Source organism: Hymenobacter pini, assembly GCF_020421205.1.
In the GTDB taxonomy this organism is placed as follows: domain Bacteria; phylum Bacteroidota; class Bacteroidia; order Cytophagales; family Hymenobacteraceae; genus Hymenobacter; species Hymenobacter pini.
The window spans coordinates 749,703-772,901 of record NZ_JAIZZH010000001.1 but is presented as its reverse complement, the minus strand read 5'-3'; the positions used below and the strand labels follow the sequence as shown (position 1 = coordinate 772,901).

The window sequence follows — 23,199 nt, the reverse complement described above, 5'->3', positions numbered from 1 at the left end:
CACCCCCCATGAAAAATAAATTCACTCGCACTCTGGCTACTGCCTTGTTTGCGGCAAGCCTGTTACCGTTCAGCTCGTGCGTAAAAGACCTGGATCAGACCCCGTCTTACGAACTGACCACGGACAACGTATACAAAGACCCGGCGCGCGTAAAAGAGGTCTTGGCCCGTTTGTACGCCACGCTGGCCGTGAGCGGCCAGGCCGGCCCCGCTGGTCAGCCTGATATTTCGGGTATCGACGAAGGCTTCTCCAACTATATGCGTCAGTATTGGATGGCGCAGGAGCTGACCACCGATGAAGCACTCATTGGCTGGGCCGACGGTAACTTGCCGGATTATAATAAACTCACCTGGAATGCTAACAACGAGTTCGTACGGGCTATGTACGACCGTGTTTTCTACCAGATTTCGCTTTGCAACGAGTTCATCCGCCAGACTACCGACAGCAAGCTGGCCGACTACGGTTACAGCGGCGCTGAGCAAGGCAACGTGAAGCAGTATCGTGCTGAAGCGCGGTTCCTGCGGGCACTGAGCTACTACCACGCACTGGATATGTTCGGGAACGTGCCCTTCGCTACCGAAACTTCCGAGGTAGGTAAAGACAAGCCGCAGCGTATTGAGCGCGCCGCGCTGTTCAGCTACATCGAAAGTGAGCTGAAGGCTATTGAAGGTGACCTAGCTGCTCCGCGCACCAACGAATTCGGCCGGGCCGACCAAGGTGCTGCCTGGACACTGCTCACCAAACTGTACCTGAACTCTAAAGTGTACAACGGCACCGACCACAATACGGACGCCATTACGTACGCCAACAAAGTGCTGGGTGCCGGCTACACGCTGACTTCCAACTACGCCAACCTGTTCAAAACCGACAACAGCAGCACGGCTGCCTCGGAAATTATCTTCCCGGTTCGCTTCGATGGCGTGCACACCAAGTCGTTCGGCGGCATGACGTTCATCATCCACGCGGCAGTGGGTGGCTCGATGCCAGCTACCGACTTCGGTATTGATGGTGGCTGGGGTGGTACCCGCACCAAGAAAAACCTGGTGTCTTTGTTCCCCAACGGCGAAACCGGCACCAGCACCGACAAGCGGGCTATGTTCTACACGGCTGGCCAGTCGTTGGAAATTAACGATGTTGCTACTTTCACCGATGGCTTTGCCATTTCGAAGTTCAAAAACGTTTCGTCTACCAACGTACCCGGCTCTAACCCCACTTTCCCGGATACCGACTTCCCGATGTTCCGCCTGGCCGACGTGCAGCTGATGTACGCGGAAGCAGTGGTACGCGGTGGCGCGGGTGGCAGCACTGCCACCGCCGTGAATTACATCAACGCACTGCGCCAGCGGGCTTATGGTAACACCAGCGGCAACATCACCGCCGGCGACCTGAACCTGAATCTGATTCTGGATGAGCGGGCTCGGGAACTGTACTGGGAAGGTCACCGCCGTACCGACCTGATCCGCTTTGGTAAATACACTACGGGCTATAATTGGCCCTTCAAAGCAGGTGTGCGTGCAGGTGCCGATGTACCCGCAACTCGGGCGCTGTTCCCCATTCCGACTACGGATTTGACGGCTAACCCCAACTTGCAGCAAAACCCTGGCTATTAAGCTGGATTTCTTTCCCAGACCGGGAACTAACGGAGGTTGGTTCCCGGTCTGAGGAGAAGTGTTTCACACCAAATTCCCATCTACACATGAATAATCTTTTTACTAAGCTGGCAGGCCTTGGCTTAGCAACTACTGTGTTGCTGGCTTCCTGCGAAAAAGAAGAGGACAAAATCACCATTGCTCCTGCTTCAGCTTCAGGCCTGACCGCCAGCACGGCTACTACTGTTTTGCTGCAGGCCAATGCTAATCAGAACGCTGTTACCTACACGTGGGCTCCCACTTCATACGGGTACCAGGCAGCGGTAAGCTACACGCTGCAGTTCGATAAAAAGGGCGGTACTTTTGCCTCGCCCATCGAAGTGGAAGCAGGTACTGCCACCAGCAAAACCCTGACCAACGCCGAGTTAAACAACGTATTGTTGAAGCTCAAAATGCAGCCCGGCTCTGCTGGTCAAGTAGATGTTCGGGTGAAATCGAGCGTAGGCAAACCGGTGAATGCCGCCTATTCCGCCGCTACTACGCTTACCGCTACCCCCTACTCCGAGTTCGTTACCTATCCGCAGATCTACGTACCTGGCAGCTACCAGGGCTGGGCTCCCGATAAGGCTCCCTTCTTGGCTTCGATGAACAGCAACCAGAAGTACGAAGGATACGTGAACTTCACGGACGCTTCCACCATGTTCAAGTTCACCCCGGCCCGTAACTGGGACAATGACTTTGGGGATGATGGCTCGAAAACGGGTAAACTGAAAGCCAAAGGTTCGGACATTTCGGTAACCGGCCCCGGCTACTACCGCTTCAATGTGGATCTGAACTCCTCGGCCATGACGTACACCTACACCAAAACAGCTTGGGCAGTAATTGGCTCGGCAACTCCTGGAGGGTGGAACACGGAAACGCCCCTGGTATACGATGCTACCAAAGGCACATGGTCGGTTACGCTGCCGCTAGTTGCTGGTGACTTCAAGTTCCGGGCTAACAATGCCTGGGATATTGACATGGGTGACAACGAGCCCGATGGCAAGCCCGACTACAAAGGCAAGGATATCAAAGGCCCTGGTGCTGGTACCTACACTATTACTCTGGACCTGAGCAAAGGTGAAGGCAACTACTCCTACACCGTGAATAAATAATTCACCCTGCCAGGCAACAAAAAAGGCCGGCTTCCTGAGGAAGCCGGCCTTTTTTGTTGCTGCAAATAGCAGGCTACAATACCGATATTTGCTGCGTAGTGGTTTGGTCACCAACGCGCAGCTTCACGAAGTAAGCACCTGCTTTCAAATTAGATAACGGCTGCACTTGTACCCCGCTACGACGGCCCAACGACAGGTTCTGTACGCGCTGGCCCAGAGCATTCAATACTTCTACCTGAACGTCCTGCTGGCCAGAAGGCACTTGATAGGTTACCTGAGCCCCACCAACACCGGGGTTAGGATACACATTGAATTGCAGGGCAGATGCAATAGCGCTGCGGTTTGCCAGTACCCCAGTACTCAGGTTATAGGTAACGTTCTGCCGGCCGGCCAGCGTAGAGAAGTTCGGGGAAGAGCCAAGATCAGTAGTTTGGCCAACTACCTGAGGCAGTACATCCGATGTAAAGGCGCCACCATCCTTCACGTAGCCAACCATCAGGTTGATCTGGCTGGTTGACGTCAGGCCCATAGCGGCCAGGTCAAACTCCATTTCTACACCAGAGCCAGCGGCCGTGGCAGCGGTTAGATCAGTAGATTTTAGCAGGGCAACCCGTGCACCCTGAAACGGACCAGTAGTTGCGGTAAAAGTTGAAACCGAACCATCTTTCTTACCTGAACCTTGGTAGCTATCAGGTACTGGTGCCGCATTACCGTTGGTGTAGTCCACAAAGCTGTAATACACATCGGTCATGGTGGAAGGCGACAACGTAGCCCGCACGCCGTAATCCGTTTCCATATCCATGGTGGGAGTGTGCTTGAGGGGGCTGTCACCGGCTGCCCCACCTTTCAGCTGGGTACCAGCCGCTACGCCCGTTTTGCCGGGCACGTTCAGGTATACTACATAACCGGGGTAATCCGTGGCCGTCTCAGCCGAGCCCACTATCATGACATACAGCTTGGTGCTGCTTGCCCCAATGTATAGGGCCTGCAGGCCTTTGCCGCTTACGGAGTGGGTACCGGTATAAGTGCTGGCCAGTTGGTAGCGGTTGGTGCCAGTACCAATTTCAGTGGCTGACACTTTGCCATCCAGTACAATTTGGGCGTTGGCCGAAAACGATGCGGCCGTCAGGAGGCCAAGGCAAGCCAGGGTAAAAGGTTTTTTCATGGGAAATAAAAAAATAGGAAGGGTGAAAACTGCTGCCAAATACCCGCAGGCTCGGCAGTTGGCTTAAAGTACAGAAGATACGTCGCTTATTATATATTAGTTATGAATATATTAAGCACTCACTCATACCCGGTTTCGCGGAAGCCGAAGTGAGGTGGCAGAATGCTAGACTATCTGATGAATACTATTTCCAGGCACCGTAATATTTTTCGTGTTTCGTTGCCGATAACTACGGAACTTGCGCATTCCGGCACCTCTGTGGCTGGCCGGCAAGTTCATTTTTTACCTACCTGACCCGATATGATTCTAATTGCCGACGGTGGCTCCACAAAAACCAACTGGTGCCAGCTGACTGACAACGGCCAACGCGTGTATTTCAATACCGAGGGCTACAACCCGTATTTCATCGATACGCCCGGCATTGCGGCCTCGATGGACAAGAACCTGCCCGACGATTTGCCACGGGAGGAAGTACAGGAAGTGTACTTCTATGGTGCGGGGGTTTCGGGTCCGGAAAAGGCTGGCGTTATCGCCGCCGCCATGCGCGAAATTTTCCCCAACGCGACGCGCGTGGAAGTAACCGAAGACCTGCTGGCGGCGGCTCGGGCCCTGCTTGGCAACTCGGCCGGCTTTGCGGCCATCCTCGGTACTGGCACCAACTCCTGCCTGTACGATGGTGAGAAGATTATTCACAACGTGGATTCGCTGGCCTATTTCTTGGGCGACGAAGGTAGCGGCGCGTACCTGGGTAAAATGTTGCTGCGTGATTTCCTGCGGGGCAGCATGCCCGAGGAGTTGCAGGAGGCCATGCGCACGGAGTACCACGCCGGTAACCGGGAAGAAGTATTGGACCGTCTCTACAACCAGCCCCTGCCCAACCGGTACCTGGCCAGCTTCGCCAAGTTTGCCTACGACCACAACAATACCAGCTACTGCCGGAGCCTGGTGGTGGAGAGCTTCCAGGCGTTCTTCCGGCACCTGGTTACACAATACCCCAACTACCAGGAGTATTCCTTCAACTGCGTGGGCTCGGTGGGCTACAACTTCCGCGACGCCCTCACGCAGGTGGCCCGCGAAAACGGGATGGAAGTGGGCAAAATCATCCGCTCCCCTATCGATGACCTGGTTTCCTACCACGAACAGAACCGCTCGTAGCGGCTGAATCACTCACGAAAAAAGGGCTGCCCCGCAATGGAGCAGCCCTTTTTGTATGGCCAGATGGTAGGCAGCTTAGTGCTGCACTACCAACCGGATGGTTTGCTGCTGTTCACCGGCAGTCAAGCGCACGAGGTAGACGCCGTTGCTCAGACTGCTCAGGGGCAGATCTACTTGCTTGTCGCCGGCAGCCTGTCGGGTGGCGGGCAGGGTCTGCACGGTGGCACCCAGCAGGTTCGTTACCGAAATCTGCACGTTGCCGGCCTGAGGCAGGGTGTAGCGCAATTGGGCTACGGTGGCGGCGGGGTTCGGCGCGGCAATCAGCTGCAGAGCCAAGGCGTCGCGGCGGGCTTTGCTGCTCAGTACCGTACCGGCCGGAATGGCAATGCGGCGCGAGGTGTACACGGCGTACTGACCGGGAGCCAGCGTAAGCGGGGCAGCGGGGTCGGTTACGGTAAGCATCTGGCCGGTCAGGTAATCATACCACGTGCCGGCGGCCTGGAAGTTAGGTACTACCGTGGCCGTTTGCACGCCGAAGTTGCCCACGATGGTTACGTTCAGGCGGGGGTCGGTAAGCTGCATGGTTTTCACGGCGCCGCCCAGGTTCTGGGTGAAGCTGGCCGGATTCTCAAATGCGGGCTCCTGGGTTTTGAGGGCAATCAGGCTGCGGTACACGTCGTAGAGGCGGCGACGGCTGGCGTTCTGGTAGTAGCTCCACTCGGGGGCCTTGTTGCTCAGCTTGCAGTCATCCTTCGGGTACGGCTGCGGAACGGTGCCATCGGGGCAGGAGAAAATGGACTTGTCGTAGCCCACTTCGCCAAATTGCCAGATCATTTTGGGGCCGGGCACCGGGAAGAAGAAGGCGGCGGCCAACTCCTGCCGGGCCAGGGCCGTGGGCAGATTTTTCACCGAGTAATTGCCGGAAATGTTGCCGTACGCCAGGTTTTTATACATCAGCCGCTCCTCGTCGTGGCTTTCCATATAGGTAATCAGGTTCGGAGCGCTCCAGCCGCGGCCACCCTGGGCCGTAGTGCCATAGTAGCCGTAGCTGAAGTTCGATTTGCCGTTCTCGTTGTAACCCATGGTGCCTTCGTTGTAGGCATCCGTCATCTTGCCCCACAGCATCAGGCCCATATCAGACAGGGCTTTTTCCTCGTCGTTGTTGCCCAGGTGTTCCAGAATGGAGTACGCCGTGGCATCGGTGCTCACCAGGAAGTCCCGATAGTCTTTCCAGATGTTCACGCGTGACTGGTCGTACTGGCTCCAGGAGCCGGCATCGGTGGTTACTTTCTGGGTGAAGCCTTTGCTCAGGTCGAAGCGGTAGCCGTCGATGTTGTATTCCTTCAGCCAAAACTCCATCACGCGCTTGCTGAAGTAGCGGGTGAAGGCGCTTTCGTGGTTGAAATCGTACCCTACATTGAAGGGGTGGGTAGCGGTGCGGTTAAACCAGGGATTGGAGGTGGAGGGGTTGCCATCCTCGAAGTACATCTGCACCATGGGGCTCTGCCCGAATGACTGGTTCAGCACCATGTCCAGCACCACGGCCATGCCGCGGCGGTGGCACTCATCAATGAAGCGCTTCAGCTCGTTTTTGGGGCCGTAGTACTTGTCTGGGGCGAAGTAGAACGAGGTGTTGTAGCCCCAGCTCTCGTTACCCTCAAACTCGTTCACCGGCATCAGCTCAATAACGTTCACGCCCAGGCGCTGCAGGTAGGCCAGCGTGTCCACCAGCGTCTGGTAGTCGTGGCGCGCAATAAAGTCGCGTGGGAGCAGTTCGTACACTACCATGTCCTCTTTCTTGGGACGCTGGAAGTTGGTGGTCTGGAACGTGTAGCCGGGGGCGTTACTTTGCAGCACCGATACAATACCGGTGGTCTGACCGGAGGGATAGGCCTTCAGGTTGGGATACGTAGCTGCCGAAATGTACCGGTCGTTGTTGGGGTCGAGCACCTTTTCGGTGAAGGGGTCGGGCACGCGCAGGCCGCCGTCTACCTGAAACTGGTAGGCGTACTCCTGGCCGGGCGTCAGGCCGTCAATCTGAATCCACCAGCGGCCATTCACCGAGTTATCGGCGGCACCGTTGGCGTCGGGGGTGCGCTTCATGTACGAAGCATCATTGGCCGTCCAGTTGTTGAACTCCCCGATGGCGTGGATAAACTGCTTGTTCGGGGCCGTAAGGCTCAGAATGGCTGAAGTACCGTTGTTGATGTAGGTAACCCCGTCGCGCTTGGCCCCGGCGGGCAAAGCGGCCAGCGTTACGGCCGGGCGGGTTTGCAGCACGAGGTCGGCGGAAGCCGTAGCGGTGCCGTTGGTAGCCGTCAGGCGCACCGTGTTGGTACCAGCCTGGGTGAGCGTTACGCTGGTGCTGATGCTGGTGGTATTGCTTTGCTGGGCAATTTGGGTACCGTTCAACGACAGCGTGAGCGTGGCGGGCACGGCCGAAGTTCCGGTAACCGTGGTGGGCGTATTCAGGGCCACAAACGTGGCACCGGGGCCCGTTGGAGCCGTAAAGCGTAGGTCGAACTGGTTTTGGGCGACGTCCACGTAGATGTCGCCGTTGGGGCCGCGGCCCACCAAGCTACCATCGGCATTCTTGAAAATCATGGCCAGCCGGTAGATGTTTGTGCCGGCCGGGATGGGGTAATACGTGTTAGGCGTGAACGTGATGGTGTACACGTTGGCGCTTACCCGGGTCATTTTGGCGGCGGGGTCGGGCTGGTTGAAGCTGGGGCTTTTCACGCTGGTCCACTGGGTACCGGTGGGGCTGTCAACCACCACGCCCGTCCAGATGTACACGTCGCCGGTGAAGTTGGCTAATGCTGCGTTGCCCTGGTTGGCATTGAAGGTGATGGTAACGGGCTGACTAGCCAGAAATGGCGAGGGCTGCGTTGTGACCACCTGTGCCCGCAAAACCGGCATTGCAGCCAGCATTGCCACCAGACTCAGTATAAGTCGAAGTGCTTTCATGAAAAAAGGAGTTGGGAATTTGAAAAATGGATGCTCATCTTTGATACCCTATTGACCATATCAAAAGCATCAGCAGACTCAATGGCGCAAGAGGGCATTAAAGATACGGTAAGTACTCACGTACTGCCAAGTCAATAGCGGCTTTTCTTGTAGATTTAAGCGCTTTTTAATTTCATTGAGCTACCCGCATGATAGTGTCGTCTGCCCCCAATTTTTCCGCACGGCAACCCGGGTTGCGAACTTGCTTTTTAGGAGTCGCGCTACTGGCCGCGCTAACGGTGCAGGCCCAGGCCCCAACCGTGGCCTTAGCCACTGTGCGGCAACCCGTAGCCCCTATTCTTGCCCACCCCGACACACTGCCGCCGCAGTCCATTTCCCGCCTCAACCAGCGGCTGCCCATCCTGGCGGGGGGCTTGGCGGTGTCGTACTCAGCCAGCATGTATCTGCTCAGCAAGGGCTGGTACACGGGCGAGCGGACGCGCTTCCACTGGTTCAACGATTTACCCGAGTGGAAGCAGATGGACAAGGCCGGCCACTTCTGGGGGGCTTTCCACGAAAGCCGGGGCGCGGTGGATATGCTACGCTGGGCCGGCGTGCCCGACCGGCGCGCCACGTGGTACGGGGGCTTCGTGGGGTTTCTGCTCCAGAGCCCCATCGAGTTGCTCGATGGCCGGGACCCGGAATACGGGGCATCGGCCACCGACTTGGCCGCCAACTTTCTGGGCTCGGCCGGCCTAATTGGACAGCAGCTGGCCTGGAACGAGGTGCGCATCATGCCTAAATACTCCTTCCACACTACCCGCTACTCCGCCCTACGCCCCAACGTGCTGGGCCGCAGCTTGGCTGAGAAACATCTCAAGGACTATAACGGCCAAACCTACTGGCTCTGCGCCGACGTGGGTGCTTGGCTGCCAAGCACCTCACGCTGGCCTCGGTGGCTGCAACCCGCGGTAGGCTACGGGGCCCAGCAAATGGTGTACAACGACGACGGTACCAACGCCGCCCTGGGCCTACGCCCCTACCGGCAATACTACCTCAGCCTCGACGTGGACTTGCGCCACATTCCGACCCGCAGCAAGCTGCTAAAACGGGTATTCTACGTGGCCAGCATCTTCCACCTGCCCGCCCCGGCCCTGGAATGGAACGCCCGGCGCGGCTTGGTGGCGCACGGATTGTATTACTAATCCAGCCGCCAGCAAACCACGTACAGCCTTTTCAACGCGGCCTGAATTTGCCCGCTACCTTTGCTTTCCTTTCCACCCGCATTTTTTAGTTAGTTGATATGAACGTTGGAGACCGTGTACGCCTGCTTACCGGGCGCGAAGAAGGTATTGTAACCCGTCTGCTCAGCGACGAGTTGGTGGAAGTTGCCATTGATAACGACTTTACCATTCCGGTACTGCGCCGCGAAGTAGTAGTGGTGGCCGCCGAAGAAACGAAAGCCTTCGGGCAGAGTGCCGCTGCGCTGGCCTCCGAGAAAAAGGCCGCCGCCACCGGCGCGGCCCACGCCGCCCGCGCCGCTAAAGCCTCGGGCAAGCTCGCACCCAGCCCCGCCCCGGTCAAAACTGAAGGCCCCGCCCCGGTGAAAGCCGACAAAACCGTAGCGCCACCCGTGCAGAAAGGCTTGTACCTGGCCCTCACGCACCAGTCGCCGGAGCTGCTGGCCCTGCACCTGGTCAACCACACCGACCGGGACGTGCTGTATACCTTCGGGGAGGAGCGCCAGGGCAAGTACCGGGCGTTGAAAGGCGAAAAGCTGGCTGCCAAAACGGCCAGCCCGGCCTTGGGCCACTGGCACCTCAAGGATTTTGATCAGTGGCCGGCGGCGGTAGTGCAACTGTTGCCCTTCCAGTTCAATGGCACGGAGGCGTACGAGCTGCTCACCAAACGTCTGCAGTTTAAGGCCGCCAGCTTCTACACCAGCCGCCAGCCCAACGTGCCGGTACTGCAGCGCGAGGCCTACCTGTTTCAGTTGGATGAGAAGCCCGCCGCCCCGGTAGCCATTGCCCCCGAGAAGCTGGCTGAGACGCTGAAAGCCCAGCTCAGCGGCAACGCGCCTGCTAAGCCCGCCGCCGTGGTCCCCACGCCCGAGCCCGCCAAAGCCATTGTGGCTCCGCCCCACGAGGTAGATCTGCACTTGGAAGCCCTGATGCCGGAAGGCGCCGAGGGCCTGAGCAACACGGCCATCCTCAAGCTCCAGCTCGAAGCCTTCGAGGATACTCTCAGCCGCGCTTTGGCTACCAACATGCACGAAATTATCTTCATCCACGGTTCCGGCAACGGCACCCTGCGCAAGGAGCTGCACAAGCTGCTCAGCCGCAACCGGGACATCAAGTTCTTCGAGGATTCGCGCAAGGAGAAATTCGGCTACGGCGCTACGCTGGTACGACTGAAGTAGCGAAATAATCAAGCCAATACATAAAACGGCCTGTCACCTTCTGCTTTATGCAGAACGACAGGCCGTTTTGTTGAATAATGACGCAGCCCCCCAGTTCTAACAAGCTACTTTAGCCCCTGAAATCAGTTCTACCGCATGAAATTTCCCGCGCTTCTCGCCGCTTCTCTCCTCCCCTTTTCCCTAACGGCCCAGCAACTCCCCGTGCCGCGCAACCTGCAGGCTACGTACGCTAAAGGCACCCGCGCCGAGAGCGGGCAGCCCGGCCCTAACTATTGGCAGAACTCTGCTGACTACAAGCTCAAGGTCAACTTTGATCCTGGCACGCGCCGCGTAATGGGCACCGTGGATATTGCTTATCACAACCAAAGCCCCGACTCCCTGCGGCAGCTGTGGTTTAAGCTCTACCCGAACTACTACCAGAAAGGGGCTCCGCGGGCCAGCGGCATCAAGGCCGAGGATGAGGGCGAAGGCATGAAGATTGAAAAACTGACTATCAATGGTCAGGCCGTAGATGCGGATAAATTACGGGCCGATTTTACGAACCTGACGGTACCAGTGCGCCGGGCTATTGGGTCCCGGCAAACCGCGCAAATTTCGGTTACCTACAGCTACACCCTCAACAAAGGCTCGCACACCCGTACCGGGGAAGTGGAGCCGGGTGCTGATTTTGTGGCCTACTTCTTCCCCCGCGTGGCGGTGTATGACGACATTGACGGCTGGAACCGCAACCCCTACATCGGCAGCCAGGAGTTCTACAACGACTTCGCCAACTTCTCCGCCGATATTACCGTGCCCCGCAACTTTGTGGTGTGGGCTACCGGCGACCTGACCAACGCTGACCAGGCACTGGGCAAGAAGTACGCCCAGCGCCTGCGCGAAGCCGAAACCAAGGACGGCATCACCTCCATCATTTCCGCCGCCGACCTTAAGGCCAAGGACTTCACCGCCCCGGCTGCCCAAAACACCTGGCACTTCGAGGCCAAGAACGTGACGGACTTCGTGTTTGCCACCTCCGACCATTACGTGTGGCAGGCCAGCAGCCTGGTGGTGGACCCCGCTACCAAGCGCCGCACCCGCGTGGATGCCGTGTACAACCCCGCCCACAAGGATTACGAGGAAGTGATACACTTCGCCCGCAAGACGGTGGAAGCCATGAGCTACACCTTCCCCAAATGGCCCTTCCCCTACGCCCACGAAACCATCTTCGATGGGCTGGACCAGATGGAGTACCCGATGATGGTGAACGACAACCCCACCAGCACCCGCGAGGACGCCATTACCCTCACCGACCACGAAATCTTCCACACGATGTTCCCGTTCTATATGGGCATCAACGAGACCAAGTACGGCTGGATGGATGAGGGCTGGGCCACCATTGGCGAGTGGCTGATTTCCAAAGAAATTGACCCCAAGCTAGACGACGACTACGGCATTGCTCCCTACGCCGCCGCCGCCGCTACCGAGGTAGATGTGCCCATCACCACACTCAGCACCCAGCAAACCGGTACTGCCTTCTTCCTCAACTCCTACCCCAAACCAGGCCTGGGCTACCTGTACGTGAAGGACCTGCTGGGCGATGAGCTGTTCACCAAGACCCTGCACACCTACATCCGCCAGTGGAACGGTAAGCACCCCATGCCCTACGACTTCTTCAACTCGATGAACGCCGGGGCCGGCCGCAACCTCAACTGGTTCTGGCAACGCTGGTTCTTCGACGGCGGCTACCCCGACCTGGCTATTCAAAAGGTGCAGAAAACCGCCACCGGTTATGATGTAGTAGTGGATTCCAAAGGGACTAAGCCCGTGCCCGTGGACCTAACAGTAGTGTACCAGGACAACACCACCGAGAAGCTGCACCGCACCATTGGCGTATGGGAGCAAGGCGCAAAGACCGTAACTGTGCCTCTTGCCACCACCAAGGCGGTAAAAGTAGTACGGCTAGGTGCCACCCTAGTGCCCGACAGCTACCCCAAGGATAATGTGTGGGAAGCACAGTAAGTCTGCTTCAGTATAAACGAACAGCCCCGCCCATATTCTGAATAGGCGGGGCTGTTCGTTTATATGACCTGACTCTGGCAATAGAATTTATTCGCGCACCACCTTGACAGTGCCGAACTGCCGGCCTTGCCGAACGCCGAACACGTAGGTTCCTACCGGCCAGGTCGCAACCTGCGGCAGCTGTAGCTGGCTATTGCCTTTCGTCAGAACAAGCGTCTGCTGCCAAACCGTGCGGCCTACGGCGTCCACCACGTGTAAGGAAGCAGGTCCAGATTCAGCAGCCTGTATCAGCACAGTGGCCTGGATTGAGAAGGGTGATGGATACACCTGCATGGTTAGTAGCTGGGCTTGGCTGGGCACCGATACGGTTTGCACCGGCGAAATGGCCACCGCCCCGTTCTGGTCTATCTGCCGCAGCCGGTAGTACACCAGTGGCACCTGGTAGCGTGCCAGATTCAAGTCCGTCAACTGATACTCATGGCGCTGGGTAGTGGTACCATGGCCCGCTACCCGGCCCAGCAGCTGAAAGGTACGGCCATCGGCACTACCTTCTACCTCAAACCACGCATTATTGAGTTCCTGAGCCGTCGTCCAGCGCAGCACCGCATCGGCTCCTACCCGCTGAGCCGTAAAGCTGACCAGCTGCATGGGCAGCGGGTTCTGAGCGTTGCTCACCGTGAAGCGCGACAACGCCGGTGTATTGACCGTAATGCTGCGGGCTGAGGCATCGGTGCGCGTACCAACCGGCTGCCACGCAGTCTGGTTATCGGGCAAGCGCCACACGTGCGCCTGCGCAAAATCCGTTAGCCCATTGTCATCGTCGGGCAGCCAGGACAGCGTGAGGGTGACCGGGACTGTAGGCTCCTGGTCCGCCGTTACGCGCCAGATTCGGTCGATGCTGCGCTGGTTGGCGTTGGCGGGGTTTTGGCCAAAGCTTACGTTGGCTTGCTGCAGGCCAGCAGTCCGCAGGATGCGCACTGTCCCCAGGCCGCTCCCGTTAGGATTTACCTGAGCTCCGAGGCCAAAATCTACTGCGGCACTACCCTGCACAGCCGCACGAGTGACCAACACATTGCCCTGTACATACCGGCCAGCGGTTTCGCCGGTTAGCACTGCCCCATCGGGCAGATACAGTGTTGCCGTGGCTGTAGTACGTGGCAGGCCGCTTACCAGCGTTAATTGCTGTAGCACGGTCAGGTCGGAAGCCAGCAGGATACGGTTTTGGCCGGCGGGGCCCGTATTGCGCACCTCTACCCGGCCCAGACTGGCCCCACCCACTGATAAGGTTTGGTCGGCCGAACCCGTTAGCACCACTGTGCCACTGACGGGCACCAGTGTACCGGCATTGATAAGGTTGCCGCCCACCTGCACAGTACCGCCGGTGGTCAGGGTAGCTCCCACTTGGTTAGTCAGGGAGCCGGGCACCATTAGTACCACGCCAGGCTCTACCATCAACTGGGTACCGGTATTGGTCATATCCTGGGCACGGGCCACAGCCCCGGCTAGTACCAGGGCTGCGGCTAAGGAATTACAAAACGGCCTGTACATTACTTCACCGATGCTTTAGCACCCAACAGGTTTTCCAGGGTCTGAAGCCGTTGCGACAGGTCGGCCGTGCGGGTGGCCTCCGTTTGCAGGGTCTCTAGCGTGGCCTGCTGCTGATTGAGGCGGCCTTGCTGGCTCTGGAGCTGTTGTTGCAGCGCGGCATTCTGCTGCTCCAGCAACGCCACTTTTCGAGCTAGCTCCTGGGTAGCCGACACATTCAGCATAGATAGTGCTTCGTAGTCCACGGTGCGTACATCGGAGTGCTCCAGACCGTACACGAAGACATCTTGCCCAGCCAGTTGCCGCGCACCGCGCACGACCAGCATGGTCCCGCGGGCAGATGTTACAGTGCCGGTTAGTTCACCGTTTTTGGTGATGAGCTTTACGCGCTGTCCAAGTGTAGCAGGCGTACCAGGCATAGCCGGCAGCGTGAGTGTAAGTAGTGAATCGGCCTGGATTTCGGCTTTGGCGGCTTGCACATAGATGTCGGGCAGGAAGCCGGTGTGCTGGTTAACAGCCTGCGGAAACACTTGCTCTACCTCTTGGGCAATAACCTTTTTGAAGTGGCGCTGCCCATACTGCACACGGTCCTTCATGGTGTAGTCAGTGATGCGCAGCTTACCGAGCAGGGCCAGATCTTCAGTAGCATTGCTCAACCCAATAATGGTTTTTAAACGACGGTCGGAAGTAGCGTTAAACTCGGTGGCCAGCACCCGGCCAGTGGCCCGAATGCTCACGGGGCCGGTATTATTGGTAGCATAGCCAGTAGAGCCGCCACCATTGAGGTAGCCATAGTTAAAGTTGTTAGGCGTTACTGAGCGCTGCACATCAAGCGGATACGCCGGGGCAGTAGTGCCAATTCCTACGTTGGTACCGCTGATAGTAATCCAGTTAGGCCCACTGGTATTGCCGCTAAAGGCTGCGCCATCCCCAATCTTGAATTTGAAGCTATCAGCCGCATCCAGGCCCATATGCATCCAAGAGTTGTTGGGCGAGTGCAGCACCATGTAGGGAGCATTCTGGCGAATTTCTAAAGGGGCATTCGGCAATGCTGCGTTGCTAAAACCCGAGCCAATGCCCAAACGCCCATTTTTGAGCACCATCTGCTGAGTTCCGCCGCCGGCATCAAACTGAGTATCATTATGCCCCCCGCCGGTGTACCAGGCAAAGGCCTCACCAGTGCGGAAGTACTGCGTGCCGCCCTGCACCCCAATGCCGTAGTCTGCATTGTAGAGATTCACCATCTGCCGGGTGCCGGCACCAAAGCTCAGGCTGCCGCGCACCAGCTGATTACCATTTACATCGAGCAAGGCAGTCGGTGCCGTGGTGCCAATGCCTACTCCGCCCGTGCCCTTGGGCATCAGGTTCACATGCTGGTCAGTATTGGAGCCGGCTGCATACAGCGAGTTGTAACCAATACCGATGCCCTGCGTGCCATTGAAGTGGCGAAATTCCGAGCCGCCGGCGGCCTGGTCGAAGTCGCCAGTCACGTATAGCGGCCGGCCCGAAGCGTGAGTGCCGGAACGGCCAGCGGTGGTTTGTACGTCGAGGCGGTTAGTAGGCGTGTTGTTACCGGTGCCGATGCCCACCGAGCCGTTGGCTTCAATACTCACGTTAGGCGTGGTACCCGCGTCATCGTCGGAGTAGAAGCGGATGGGGGCGTTATTGGTCACTAAGCGCATGTAGTTGCCATTCAGCCGCGAGTACAGGCCCAGGTCGGTAGTAGCCGTAATTGCCGCGCCGCCGCGCTGAATTACACCGCCCGGCACCAGTAGGCCACCGATACTGCTGATACTCAAACCTTGGTTGCTGCCGTTGCCTACCAGTTGGTTGGCACCCAGGTTTAGGTTTTGGGTGGCCGTGTGGTTACCCAAATTGTCGGCCCCGTTGGGCAGCGTCACCACATTGCCCCCACTGATGCTCAGCTGTTGCCCGCTCAGCGTCAGCGTCTGCGCGTCGGTAGGCAGGGGCTGCGTTCCGAGAGTTCCGTTAGCATCCGTGGTGACCATGCGGGCACCCGTACCGGCCAAGCTGCCGATGCGGGCATCACCGGCTATATGCAGCTTGGCTTGTGGGCTGCTAGTACCAAGCCCCAAACGAGTGCTGCTGTTGTCCCAGTACAGCTGAGCGGTATTGCCGGCCAGCTTCGAGCCATCACTGTAGATAACCGCGCCGGCTGCCTGCGAAGTAGTGGCGTTATTGAGGCTGATAACGGGAGCTTCGGGCTGGAAGCTGAAGTTAAGGCGGACGTAGCCGGCCCCGTTCTGGTAGCCTTGAGTGTGAATGACGTTGGTAGCCAGCACGGGGTCGGTGTACGACGAGCCGCCGCCGGCGCCGGCGTTGCCGTGGCTCATGCCGCCGCCGTAGTAGCCGCCGCCGCCGCCCGCGGCGCCCCAACTGGTGCCGCCAGTCAGGCTACCGCCCACACCCAGACCAGCCGGACTCGTGCCGCAGTAGCAGTACTGCTGCGGTGTGCCGCCCGTGGTGCCACCGGCCGATTGGCTGCCGCCGGTGCCGGGCGTCCCCGTTGGGTTGCTCCCCGTCGGCACCAGCCCGTCGCCACCGGTAAGGCCCCCGCCGGGGCCGCCCCGGGCGTAGTAGCCCGAGCCGCCACCGCCGCCGGCCACCAGCACCCGGTTGGAGAGGGCCGTGCCCCCAATGCGGATATCGGTAGCGCCGCCGCCCGGCTCGCTACCACGCCCGCCGCCGTTGTAGCCCCCATCCTGATAAAGTGTACTAGGATTATAGCCCCGGTCGCCACCGACTTCAATAGTCAGCACCTGGCCCGGCGTCACGGTCAGCGTGGCCTGAACGCGGCCACCCCGGCCACCCCGGTAGCAGTTGCTACAGTTATCAATAGTGCGGCCCCGGGCACCGGCCATATCCACCTGCACGCTGGTCACGTTGGGGGGTACGGTCCAGGTTTGGGTGGCACCGGTGAAGTTGAATGACACAGCCTGCGGGCCGCTGGCGCTGGCCGACAGGCCCTGCACCGGTTCGCTCCAGAAAAAGCCGTTCCAAGTATTGAGCTTACCCGCATCCAGATTATAGATGGTAAGGCCCTTCGCCGGGCTCGGAATGGCGTCCCGCTGAGCCTGAGTCAGGCGCGGGGGCAGCAGGCCCTTGTTGGTAGCCTGCACATCGAGCACGGCCGAGGCGTCGGGGGTAGTGGTACCAATGCCCACTCCGCCCGACGTTTGGGCCTGGGCAGTACGCAGCCCCAACGCTGCTGACAGAATCAGGGCGTAACGTAAAATTTTTCGCATAAGGAAGTTAGGTAGAGAAGAGCAAGCTGGCAGTGCCGCCATAGCGGCCATAGGTTCCGGCCTGCAAACCTCCTATTGACCATGTGATATTCCTAATGGGTATTGTACCGCATTTGGGGGTATTGCCAAGGTTGCTTGGGGGCCAGCAGAGCCCGTCCTTTGCCTGTATGAATTTTCCGATTCGATTGGCCCTGGTAGAAGATGACCCCGAAGTACGGGCCCTGCTGCACGGCTATCTGTGCCGACAGCCGGAGCTTGATTGTGTGCTTGTGGCCGACTCCGTAGAAGACTTTCTGGAGCAGTTGCTCCATGTGCGGCAGCTCCCTCAGGTAGTGCTGCTCGATGTGCACCTGCCCGGCTTAAGTGGCCTCGATGCCCTGCCACTCATCAAGCAGCGCCTACCCGAAGCCGACGTGGTAATGCAAACGGTGTTCGACGACGCCGACCGTATTTACCGGGCCCTGTGCGCCGGAGCAAGCGGCTATATCCTCAAGAATGCGCCCCTGGAAGAGTTGAAAGCCGCCGTTCTGGAAGTTTTTCGAGGGGGCGCCCCCATGAGTCGGGCCGTAGCCCGTAAGGTTCTGGCGCACTTCAAGCCCTCCCCTTCCGTGCAGTCTGATTTACTTTCGGAACGAGAACAGGACGTTGTTAAGGCTATTGTGGATGGATTAGGTGACAAGCAAGTGGCGGCACGCCTCGGCCTGTCCGTTGAAACGGTACGCACCTACGTGAAGCGTGTGTACAAAAAGCTACAGGTAACGGGCCGTACCGAGTTAGTGAGCCGGCACGCACGCGGGCAGTTGTAGCGCTACCAACGTAGCGCATTTAATGAGCCGGTACGAGCAGACGCACTCCAAAACCACCCTGCTCATGTGGCGCCGCTAGCAGCGTACCGCGTAAAGCAGCAGCTCGTTGCTGCATATTGCGCAGCCCCATACCACTACGGGCCGCAGTACCGCTGCTTCGTCCGTCATCATCAATGGTAAGCAGCAGATGTCCTTGCTGGCGGGTAAGGACCACCCGTAGCATGGTTGCGTGCTGGGCATGTCGCACGGCATTGGTAACCGCTTCTTTGAAGACTAAGTACAGGTGCTGCCGCAACTCAGGGGAAAGTGCTTCCTGGTCGGATAGTCCGTGCGTGATTAGTTCAGTTTCCAGGCCAGCGGCCGCCGCAGTCTGGTCAAGATGGTCGCGCATACGGTCCAGCAGGGCACCCACCGTATCGGCCTGAGCATCGATGCTCCATACGATGTCGCGCATCGTGCTGGCAGCAGCCCGGCTGTTGGACAGCAAACGGTCAAGAGCTGGGTCAGGCTTGTTCTGGCGCAGTAATTCGGCCTGCAGGTTCACACGAGTAAGTAAAGTGCCCACTTCATCGTGTAGGTCGGCGGCAATGCGGTTACGCATGCGCAGGGCGGCGGCGGCACTTTCCAGCAAATGCCGGGCCCGTTGCCGCACTAGTACCAGCACCAACATAATGCCCGCACCTACCAGAGCCGCTAGAAACAGTGTGGTACGGCGCGTGAGCTCAGCCTCTCGCAGGCGGGTGCCAACTTGCAGGTTGGCTATGCGCTGGCGCTGCTGGGCCAACTGCTGCTCCTTTTGCTGAGTCTGATACAGAGTTTGCAGCTCCCGTGCGTGCCGGGCACTTGATTCTTCAAACAGGCTGTCCTGCAGCACGGCGTAGCGCCGCTGGTGCTGCAAGGCCTCACGGTAGCGGCCTAATTTCTCAAGCGTAGGTACCAGCGTTTCTAACACGCTCATCTCGTCATGAATCTGACGATGTGCGTGACTCGTTTCCAGCGTAGTCTGGAGCAGTTGGGCTGCCGCCGCGTATTGTCCCTGCTCGTAAGCGAGGGCCCCCTTTAAATTATCCAAGGCAATCTGCACCCCCACATAGCGCGGCGGTGGGTAGGCGGCATAGGCCGAATCGAGCAGTGTAGCCATACGCGGCAACTGCCGCTGCTTATAGGCAATGGCGGCTAAGTTATTCAGCTCAACCGCAATGTTAGCCGTATCATGGTCGGCGCGGGCCAACTGCAGCCCTTGCCGGTCGCAATAGGCGGCCAACTTGTAATCGGGCGCGATAAGTGCGCAGGATGCCAGGTTAGCGTATATACTTCCTAACTCCCGATAACCAGCTGGGGTATACCGGGGCACCAATTGCAGAGCCTCTCGGCCATAAGCAATACCCGGCTGGGGTTGCTTAAGCAAGTAATATGAGTAGCACAGCCACTCACAAGCCACAGCCGCTCGCAACGAATCATGGTCTTCCAGAGCCATACGCCGGGTTTGCAGCATCTGCATAATGGCCAGGCTAGGTTGATTCTCGTGCAGATAATAGCCCGCCAGGTTGGCGCGAAGCTCTGCCTGTACACGCCGTGGAATATCGGGGCGCCGCAGCAGCCCAGTAACCACGGGCGCGGTAGCAGGCGTTATACTGGCACCGGCCAAGCGCATCTGCTGCTGAAATGGCCACCGCCACAGCTGCCGCAGGCTATCAACTGCCATACGTGGCCGGGCCACCGCCAGATCAGTGCAGAGCAACAGCACGGTACATACCAGGGGAGCTATGCGAACAAAACGGCTCATACGGCAAGTTAAGCGCTTATGACTCCCGGGCCTAGAATTTCTACTACTCTGGATTGTACGTAGTCTACTGCTGATACATGCCCGCCTGCGTAGGCTATGCGCCACTTATGCTGCGTACTTGCGGCCAAATATCTACCTTTGTCCGCAGTGATGGGTCGCCCCACCGCGGCGCTGCAAGGCGACGAGGAAAGTCCGGGCAACACAGAGCACCCTGCTTCCTAACGGGAAGGACGGCGTGGCGTAAAGCTGCGCCGGACAGCCAGTGCCACAGAAAACTACCGCCTACGTTGCCTTCGGGCAGCCGGTAAGGGTGAAAAGGTGCGGTAAGAGCGCACCAGCGGCTGGGCGACCATGCCGGCTGGGTAAACCTCAGGGGTTGAAAGACCAAATAAGCTGGCACGTCGGTCCTTTCGGGGGCGGCACCGGGCGGCTCGTCCGGCGCCAGCGGGTAGGTTGATGGAGCCCGCGCGCGAGTTCGGGCCTAGATAAATGGTGGGGCCGCGCCTTCGGGAGCGGACAAAACCCGGCTTACAGACTCATCACCCCATAGCAAACGGCCGCTGCAACTTCGGGTGCAGCGGCCGTTTTTGTGCGCGGAATAGTGTTATTTCGCATGCACAAACGTTTGCATAATGCCTGATTTTCTTCGCCTGCTATCCTCCATATTCTGCCGCTGGCTGGCCGCCGGCTTGGGCTGTCTCCTGCTGCTGGCCGGCGCACTTCCGCTGGCCGCCCAACAGGCCCCGCCCAAAGCGGCCGATGTATACGTAGACCCTAAAGGCGTACTGCGCTGGCAGGGCAGCAAACAGGAGGTGGCCCTATTCGGGGTAAATTACACGACGCCGTTTGCCCACTCCTACCGGGCCCACCGCCGCCTGGGCATCACGCCGGAGCAGGGCATCGACCAGGATGTGTACCACCTTTCCCGCCTGGGCGTGGATGCCTTTCGGGTACACGTGTGGGATGTGGAAATCAGTGATACGCTGGGCAACGTGCTGCAGAATGACCACCTGCGCCTGCTCGATTACCTGCTGCAGCGGCTCAAGCAGCGGGGTATCAAAATCGTGCTGACACCCATTGCGTACTGGGGCAACGGCTACCCCGAACCCGACACGGCGCAGACGGGCTTCTCGGCCATTTACCCCAAGGGCCGGGCCTACAACAACCCGCGCGCCGTGCGGGCCCAAGAAAACTACCTGCGGCAGTTCCTCAACCACCGCAACCAATACACGGGCCTGCTCAACCGCGAGGACCCCGATATCATTGCCTATGAAGTGTGCAACGAGCCGCACTACCGCCAGCCGGAGGCCGAAGTGAGCGAGTTTGTGCAGCGGATGGTGGCCGCCATGCGGGCTACCGGCTACACCAGGCCCATCTTCTACAACCTGGCCGAAAGCCCGGCCGTGGCCAACGCTATTTTGAGCAGCCCGGTGCAGGGCTTCACGTTTCAGTGGTACCCTTCGGCGCTGGTGAACGGCCACACATTGCGCGGCAACCTGCTGCCGCTGGTAGACCAGTATCCGATACCGTACGCTACGGACCCACGCTTTGCCGGTAAGCCCCGGCTGGTGTACGAGTTTGAGTCGGCGGATATTCTGCAGCCGGTAATGTACCCGATGATGGCCCGCAGCTTCCGCTCGGCTGGCTTCCAGTGGGCTACCCAGTTTGCCTACGACCCCATGGCGTTGGCCTACGCTAATACCGAGTATCAGACGCACTACCTGAACCTGGCCTACACCCCCGCCAAAGCCATCAGCCTGCTGATTGCGGGCAAGGTATTCCGGCAGGTGCCGCGCAATCAGCGTTTCGGTGCATACCCCCAGGATTCCACGTTTGGCAATTTCCGGGTTAGCTACCGCAACGGCCTGAGCGAGCTGAACACGCCTGAAGAGTTTTATTACACCAGCAGTACCACTACGGCCCCGCGCAAACCGGCGGCCCTGCGCCGGGTGGCTGGCACGGGCTCTTCCCCGGTTGTTTCCTATGAAGGCACCGGGGCCTACTTCCTCGACCAGCTGACTACCGGCGTATGGCGGCTGGAGGTAATGCCCGATGCCATTCAGGTGCGCGACCCGTTTGCCAAAACCTCCCTGCGCCAGCCCGTCACCCGCATTGTGTGGAACACTCAGCCCATGCGCCTCGCGTTGCCCGGTTTGGGCGCTGATTTCACGGTGCGGGGCCTGAACGACGGCAATACCTTTCAGGGCCAGGCCAGCAACGGTACCGTAGCCCTGCGGCCGGGTGTGTACGTGGTGGCTGCCCGGGGCAAAAACACGGCCGCCTACACGGCGCAAACTCAACTGGGTGCTATCAAGCTGGGCGAGTTTGTAGCCCCGGCCGCTACCCCTCTGCCCGCCCAGGTAGTGCACACGGCCGCCGCGCAAGTGGTAGCCGGGCAACCGGCTGTGCTGCGCGCCACGCTGGCCGGGATGGAAGCCACTGATTCGGTGCTACTGATTGCCCAGCATTTCTACGGACAAACGCGCGCCATCCCCATGCGCCGCCCCACCCTCACCACCGCCGAAGCCACCGTGCCGGCTGAACTGTTGTATCCCGGCCTGCTGCGCTACTGGGTAGTGGTGAAGCACGGCTCCCAGACCACCACCTTCCCCGGTGCATTTACCGGCAGCCCCCGCGACTGGGACTATGCCCCGCAGGACCACTGGGAAACGGCCATTGTACCGGCCGGCGCCCCGCTTCCCGTATTCCGAGCGGCCCAGGACCAAAACCGGGTGGAAGCTGGCGGCGTGAACGGCGCGGGCTGGACGGATTACGTAACTACCAGCAACGGGCAGCTGGCCCTTCGGCTGATTCAGGCACCTACCCCAGCCAGCCCCGTACCGTTTTTCGATGCAACGGCCCCGGTTGCCTTTCTGCGGACCTATTTCGGCGACCGTCTGGCAGCGCGGGCCAATGAAGCCGGTACTTTCCGAGAAGTGGTACTGCGGGCCCGGCGAGGCGGCGGGGCCGGCCCCGTGCGCCTGGTATTCACCACCCGCGACGCCGCAGCCTACTCCGCCGAAGTAGCCATTGGGGCCGAACTACAGGAAGTGCGGGTACCGTTGACGGCATTTCAACCTGGCAATCAGGTCCTGCTACCCCGCCCCTACCCCAGCTTCCTGCCGATGACCTTCCAAAGCAGCGGGCCGGCCGCTCTGCCCCTGGCCCAGCTGGAAGTGCTGCAGGTACTACTGCAACCCGCCACCACCTCCGGCCCCAACGAGCGGCCTTACCTGGATATTGAATCGGTGGAGTTGCGGTAAATAGGCTGAGGGCGAAACCCATAGAAACGTCCTGCTGAGCTTGTCGAAGCATCTCTCCCGCAACAGTAATCCAACGAAGCGGTAGTGATGCATTGGCAAGCTCAGCC

At 59.2% G+C, this 23,199-nt stretch carries 13 protein-coding genes and 1 other RNA gene; 9 read left to right on the top strand and 5 right to left on the bottom strand.

The window, feature by feature from the left end:
- The first annotated feature begins 8 nt into the window (after nt 1-8).
- Entirely contained in the window at nt 9-1,610 is a 1,602-nt protein-coding gene (locus LF252_RS03310) for a RagB/SusD family nutrient uptake outer membrane protein (protein WP_226267486.1), read from the top strand.
- Between the two features lie 86 nt (nt 1,611-1,696).
- A complete protein-coding gene (locus LF252_RS03305; RefSeq protein WP_226267484.1) occupies nt 1,697-2,743 on the top strand; it encodes a SusE domain-containing protein in 1,047 nt (348 codons plus the stop codon).
- A gap of 73 nt (nt 2,744-2,816) precedes the next feature.
- Here the strand turns inward: LF252_RS03305 and LF252_RS03300 are convergent, their stop codons facing one another.
- Complete coding sequence (locus tag LF252_RS03300; protein WP_226267482.1) at nt 2,817-3,908, bottom strand: T9SS type A sorting domain-containing protein; 1,092 nt, start codon at nt 3,906-3,908, stop codon at nt 2,817-2,819.
- A gap of 300 nt (nt 3,909-4,208) precedes the next feature.
- Here LF252_RS03300 and LF252_RS03295 point away from each other — a divergent pair, with 300 nt between their 5' ends.
- On the top strand, nt 4,209-5,063 hold the full coding sequence (locus LF252_RS03295; protein ID WP_226267480.1) for an N-acetylglucosamine kinase: 855 nt from the start codon (nt 4,209-4,211) through the stop codon (nt 5,061-5,063).
- A 75-nt stretch (nt 5,064-5,138) separates the two neighbouring features.
- On the opposite strand, the gene LF252_RS03290 is transcribed toward LF252_RS03295, so the two are convergent.
- Nucleotides 5,139-8,030, bottom strand: coding sequence for a DUF4961 domain-containing protein (locus tag LF252_RS03290; RefSeq protein ID WP_226267471.1), 2,892 nt, complete (start codon nt 8,028-8,030; stop codon nt 5,139-5,141).
- Between the two features lie 233 nt (nt 8,031-8,263).
- Here LF252_RS03290 and LF252_RS03285 point away from each other — a divergent pair, with 233 nt between their 5' ends.
- From LF252_RS03285 to LF252_RS03275, 3 genes are all read left to right on the top strand, one after another.
- Nucleotides 8,264-9,214: a YfiM family protein gene (locus LF252_RS03285; protein WP_226267469.1), complete on the top strand. Its 951-nt coding sequence runs from the start codon at nt 8,264-8,266 to the stop codon at nt 9,212-9,214.
- Nucleotides 9,215-9,312: 98 nt separating this feature from the next.
- Nucleotides 9,313-10,428: a Smr/MutS family protein gene (locus LF252_RS03280; RefSeq protein ID WP_226267467.1), complete on the top strand. Its 1,116-nt coding sequence runs from the start codon at nt 9,313-9,315 to the stop codon at nt 10,426-10,428.
- Nucleotides 10,429-10,563: 135 nt separating this feature from the next.
- Nucleotides 10,564-12,426, top strand: a complete 1,863-nt coding sequence (locus LF252_RS03275) for a M1 family metallopeptidase (RefSeq protein WP_226267464.1) — start codon at nt 10,564-10,566, stop codon at nt 12,424-12,426.
- Between the two features lie 87 nt (nt 12,427-12,513).
- Here LF252_RS03275 and LF252_RS03270 read toward each other — a convergent pair whose 3' ends face one another.
- Together LF252_RS03270 and LF252_RS03265 are read right to left on the bottom strand one after the other, a co-directional pair.
- On the bottom strand, nt 12,514-13,920 hold the full coding sequence (locus LF252_RS03270) for a hypothetical protein (protein WP_226267462.1): 1,407 nt from the start codon (nt 13,918-13,920) through the stop codon (nt 12,514-12,516).
- 53 nt (nt 13,921-13,973) lie between these two features.
- The gene (locus LF252_RS03265) at nt 13,974-17,237 is read right to left on the bottom strand and encodes a tail fiber domain-containing protein (protein ID WP_226267461.1); all 3,264 of its coding nucleotides are present in this window, start codon (nt 17,235-17,237) and stop codon (nt 13,974-13,976) included.
- 167 nt (nt 17,238-17,404) lie between these two features.
- Between LF252_RS03265 and LF252_RS03260 the strand changes: the two genes are divergently transcribed.
- The gene (locus LF252_RS03260; protein ID WP_226267444.1) at nt 17,405-18,043 is read left to right on the top strand and encodes a response regulator transcription factor; all 639 of its coding nucleotides are present in this window, start codon (nt 17,405-17,407) and stop codon (nt 18,041-18,043) included.
- Between the two features lie 19 nt (nt 18,044-18,062).
- On the opposite strand, the gene LF252_RS03255 is transcribed toward LF252_RS03260, so the two are convergent.
- Nucleotides 18,063-19,829, bottom strand: coding sequence for a sensor histidine kinase (locus LF252_RS03255; protein ID WP_226267433.1), 1,767 nt, complete (start codon nt 19,827-19,829; stop codon nt 18,063-18,065).
- A 147-nt stretch (nt 19,830-19,976) separates the two neighbouring features.
- Between LF252_RS03255 and rnpB the strand changes: the two genes are divergently transcribed.
- An RNA gene (gene rnpB / locus LF252_RS03250) (RNase P RNA component class A) lies at nt 19,977-20,376 on the top strand.
- An 85-nt stretch (nt 20,377-20,461) separates the two neighbouring features.
- Nucleotides 20,462-23,092: a glycoside hydrolase family 5 protein gene (locus LF252_RS03245; protein WP_226267431.1), complete on the top strand. Its 2,631-nt coding sequence runs from the start codon at nt 20,462-20,464 to the stop codon at nt 23,090-23,092.
- Nucleotides 23,093-23,199: the final 107 nt, after the last annotated feature.

What these genes read in the sequence shown, in the direction of transcription:
- LF252_RS03310 (WP_226267486.1), top strand. Translation starts at nt 9, where the DNA reads ATGAAAAATAAATTCACTCGCACTCTGGCTACTGCCTTGTTTGCGGCA.
- LF252_RS03305 (WP_226267484.1), top strand. Translation starts at nt 1,697, where the DNA reads ATGAATAATCTTTTTACTAAGCTGGCAGGCCTTGGCTTAGCAACTACT.
- LF252_RS03300 (WP_226267482.1), bottom strand. Translation starts at nt 3,908, where the DNA reads ATGAAAAAACCTTTTACCCTGGCTTGCCTTGGCCTCCTGACGGCCGCA.
- LF252_RS03295 (WP_226267480.1), top strand. Translation starts at nt 4,209, where the DNA reads ATGATTCTAATTGCCGACGGTGGCTCCACAAAAACCAACTGGTGCCAG.
- LF252_RS03290 (WP_226267471.1), bottom strand. Translation starts at nt 8,030, where the DNA reads ATGAAAGCACTTCGACTTATACTGAGTCTGGTGGCAATGCTGGCTGCA.
- LF252_RS03280 (WP_226267467.1), top strand. Translation starts at nt 9,313, where the DNA reads ATGAACGTTGGAGACCGTGTACGCCTGCTTACCGGGCGCGAAGAAGGT.
- LF252_RS03275 (WP_226267464.1), top strand. Translation starts at nt 10,564, where the DNA reads ATGAAATTTCCCGCGCTTCTCGCCGCTTCTCTCCTCCCCTTTTCCCTA.
- LF252_RS03265 (WP_226267461.1), bottom strand. Translation starts at nt 17,237, where the DNA reads ATGCGAAAAATTTTACGTTACGCCCTGATTCTGTCAGCAGCGTTGGGG.
- LF252_RS03260 (WP_226267444.1), top strand. Translation starts at nt 17,405, where the DNA reads ATGAATTTTCCGATTCGATTGGCCCTGGTAGAAGATGACCCCGAAGTA.
- LF252_RS03255 (WP_226267433.1), bottom strand. Translation starts at nt 19,829, where the DNA reads ATGAGCCGTTTTGTTCGCATAGCTCCCCTGGTATGTACCGTGCTGTTG.
- LF252_RS03245 (WP_226267431.1), top strand. Translation starts at nt 20,462, where the DNA reads ATGCCTGATTTTCTTCGCCTGCTATCCTCCATATTCTGCCGCTGGCTG.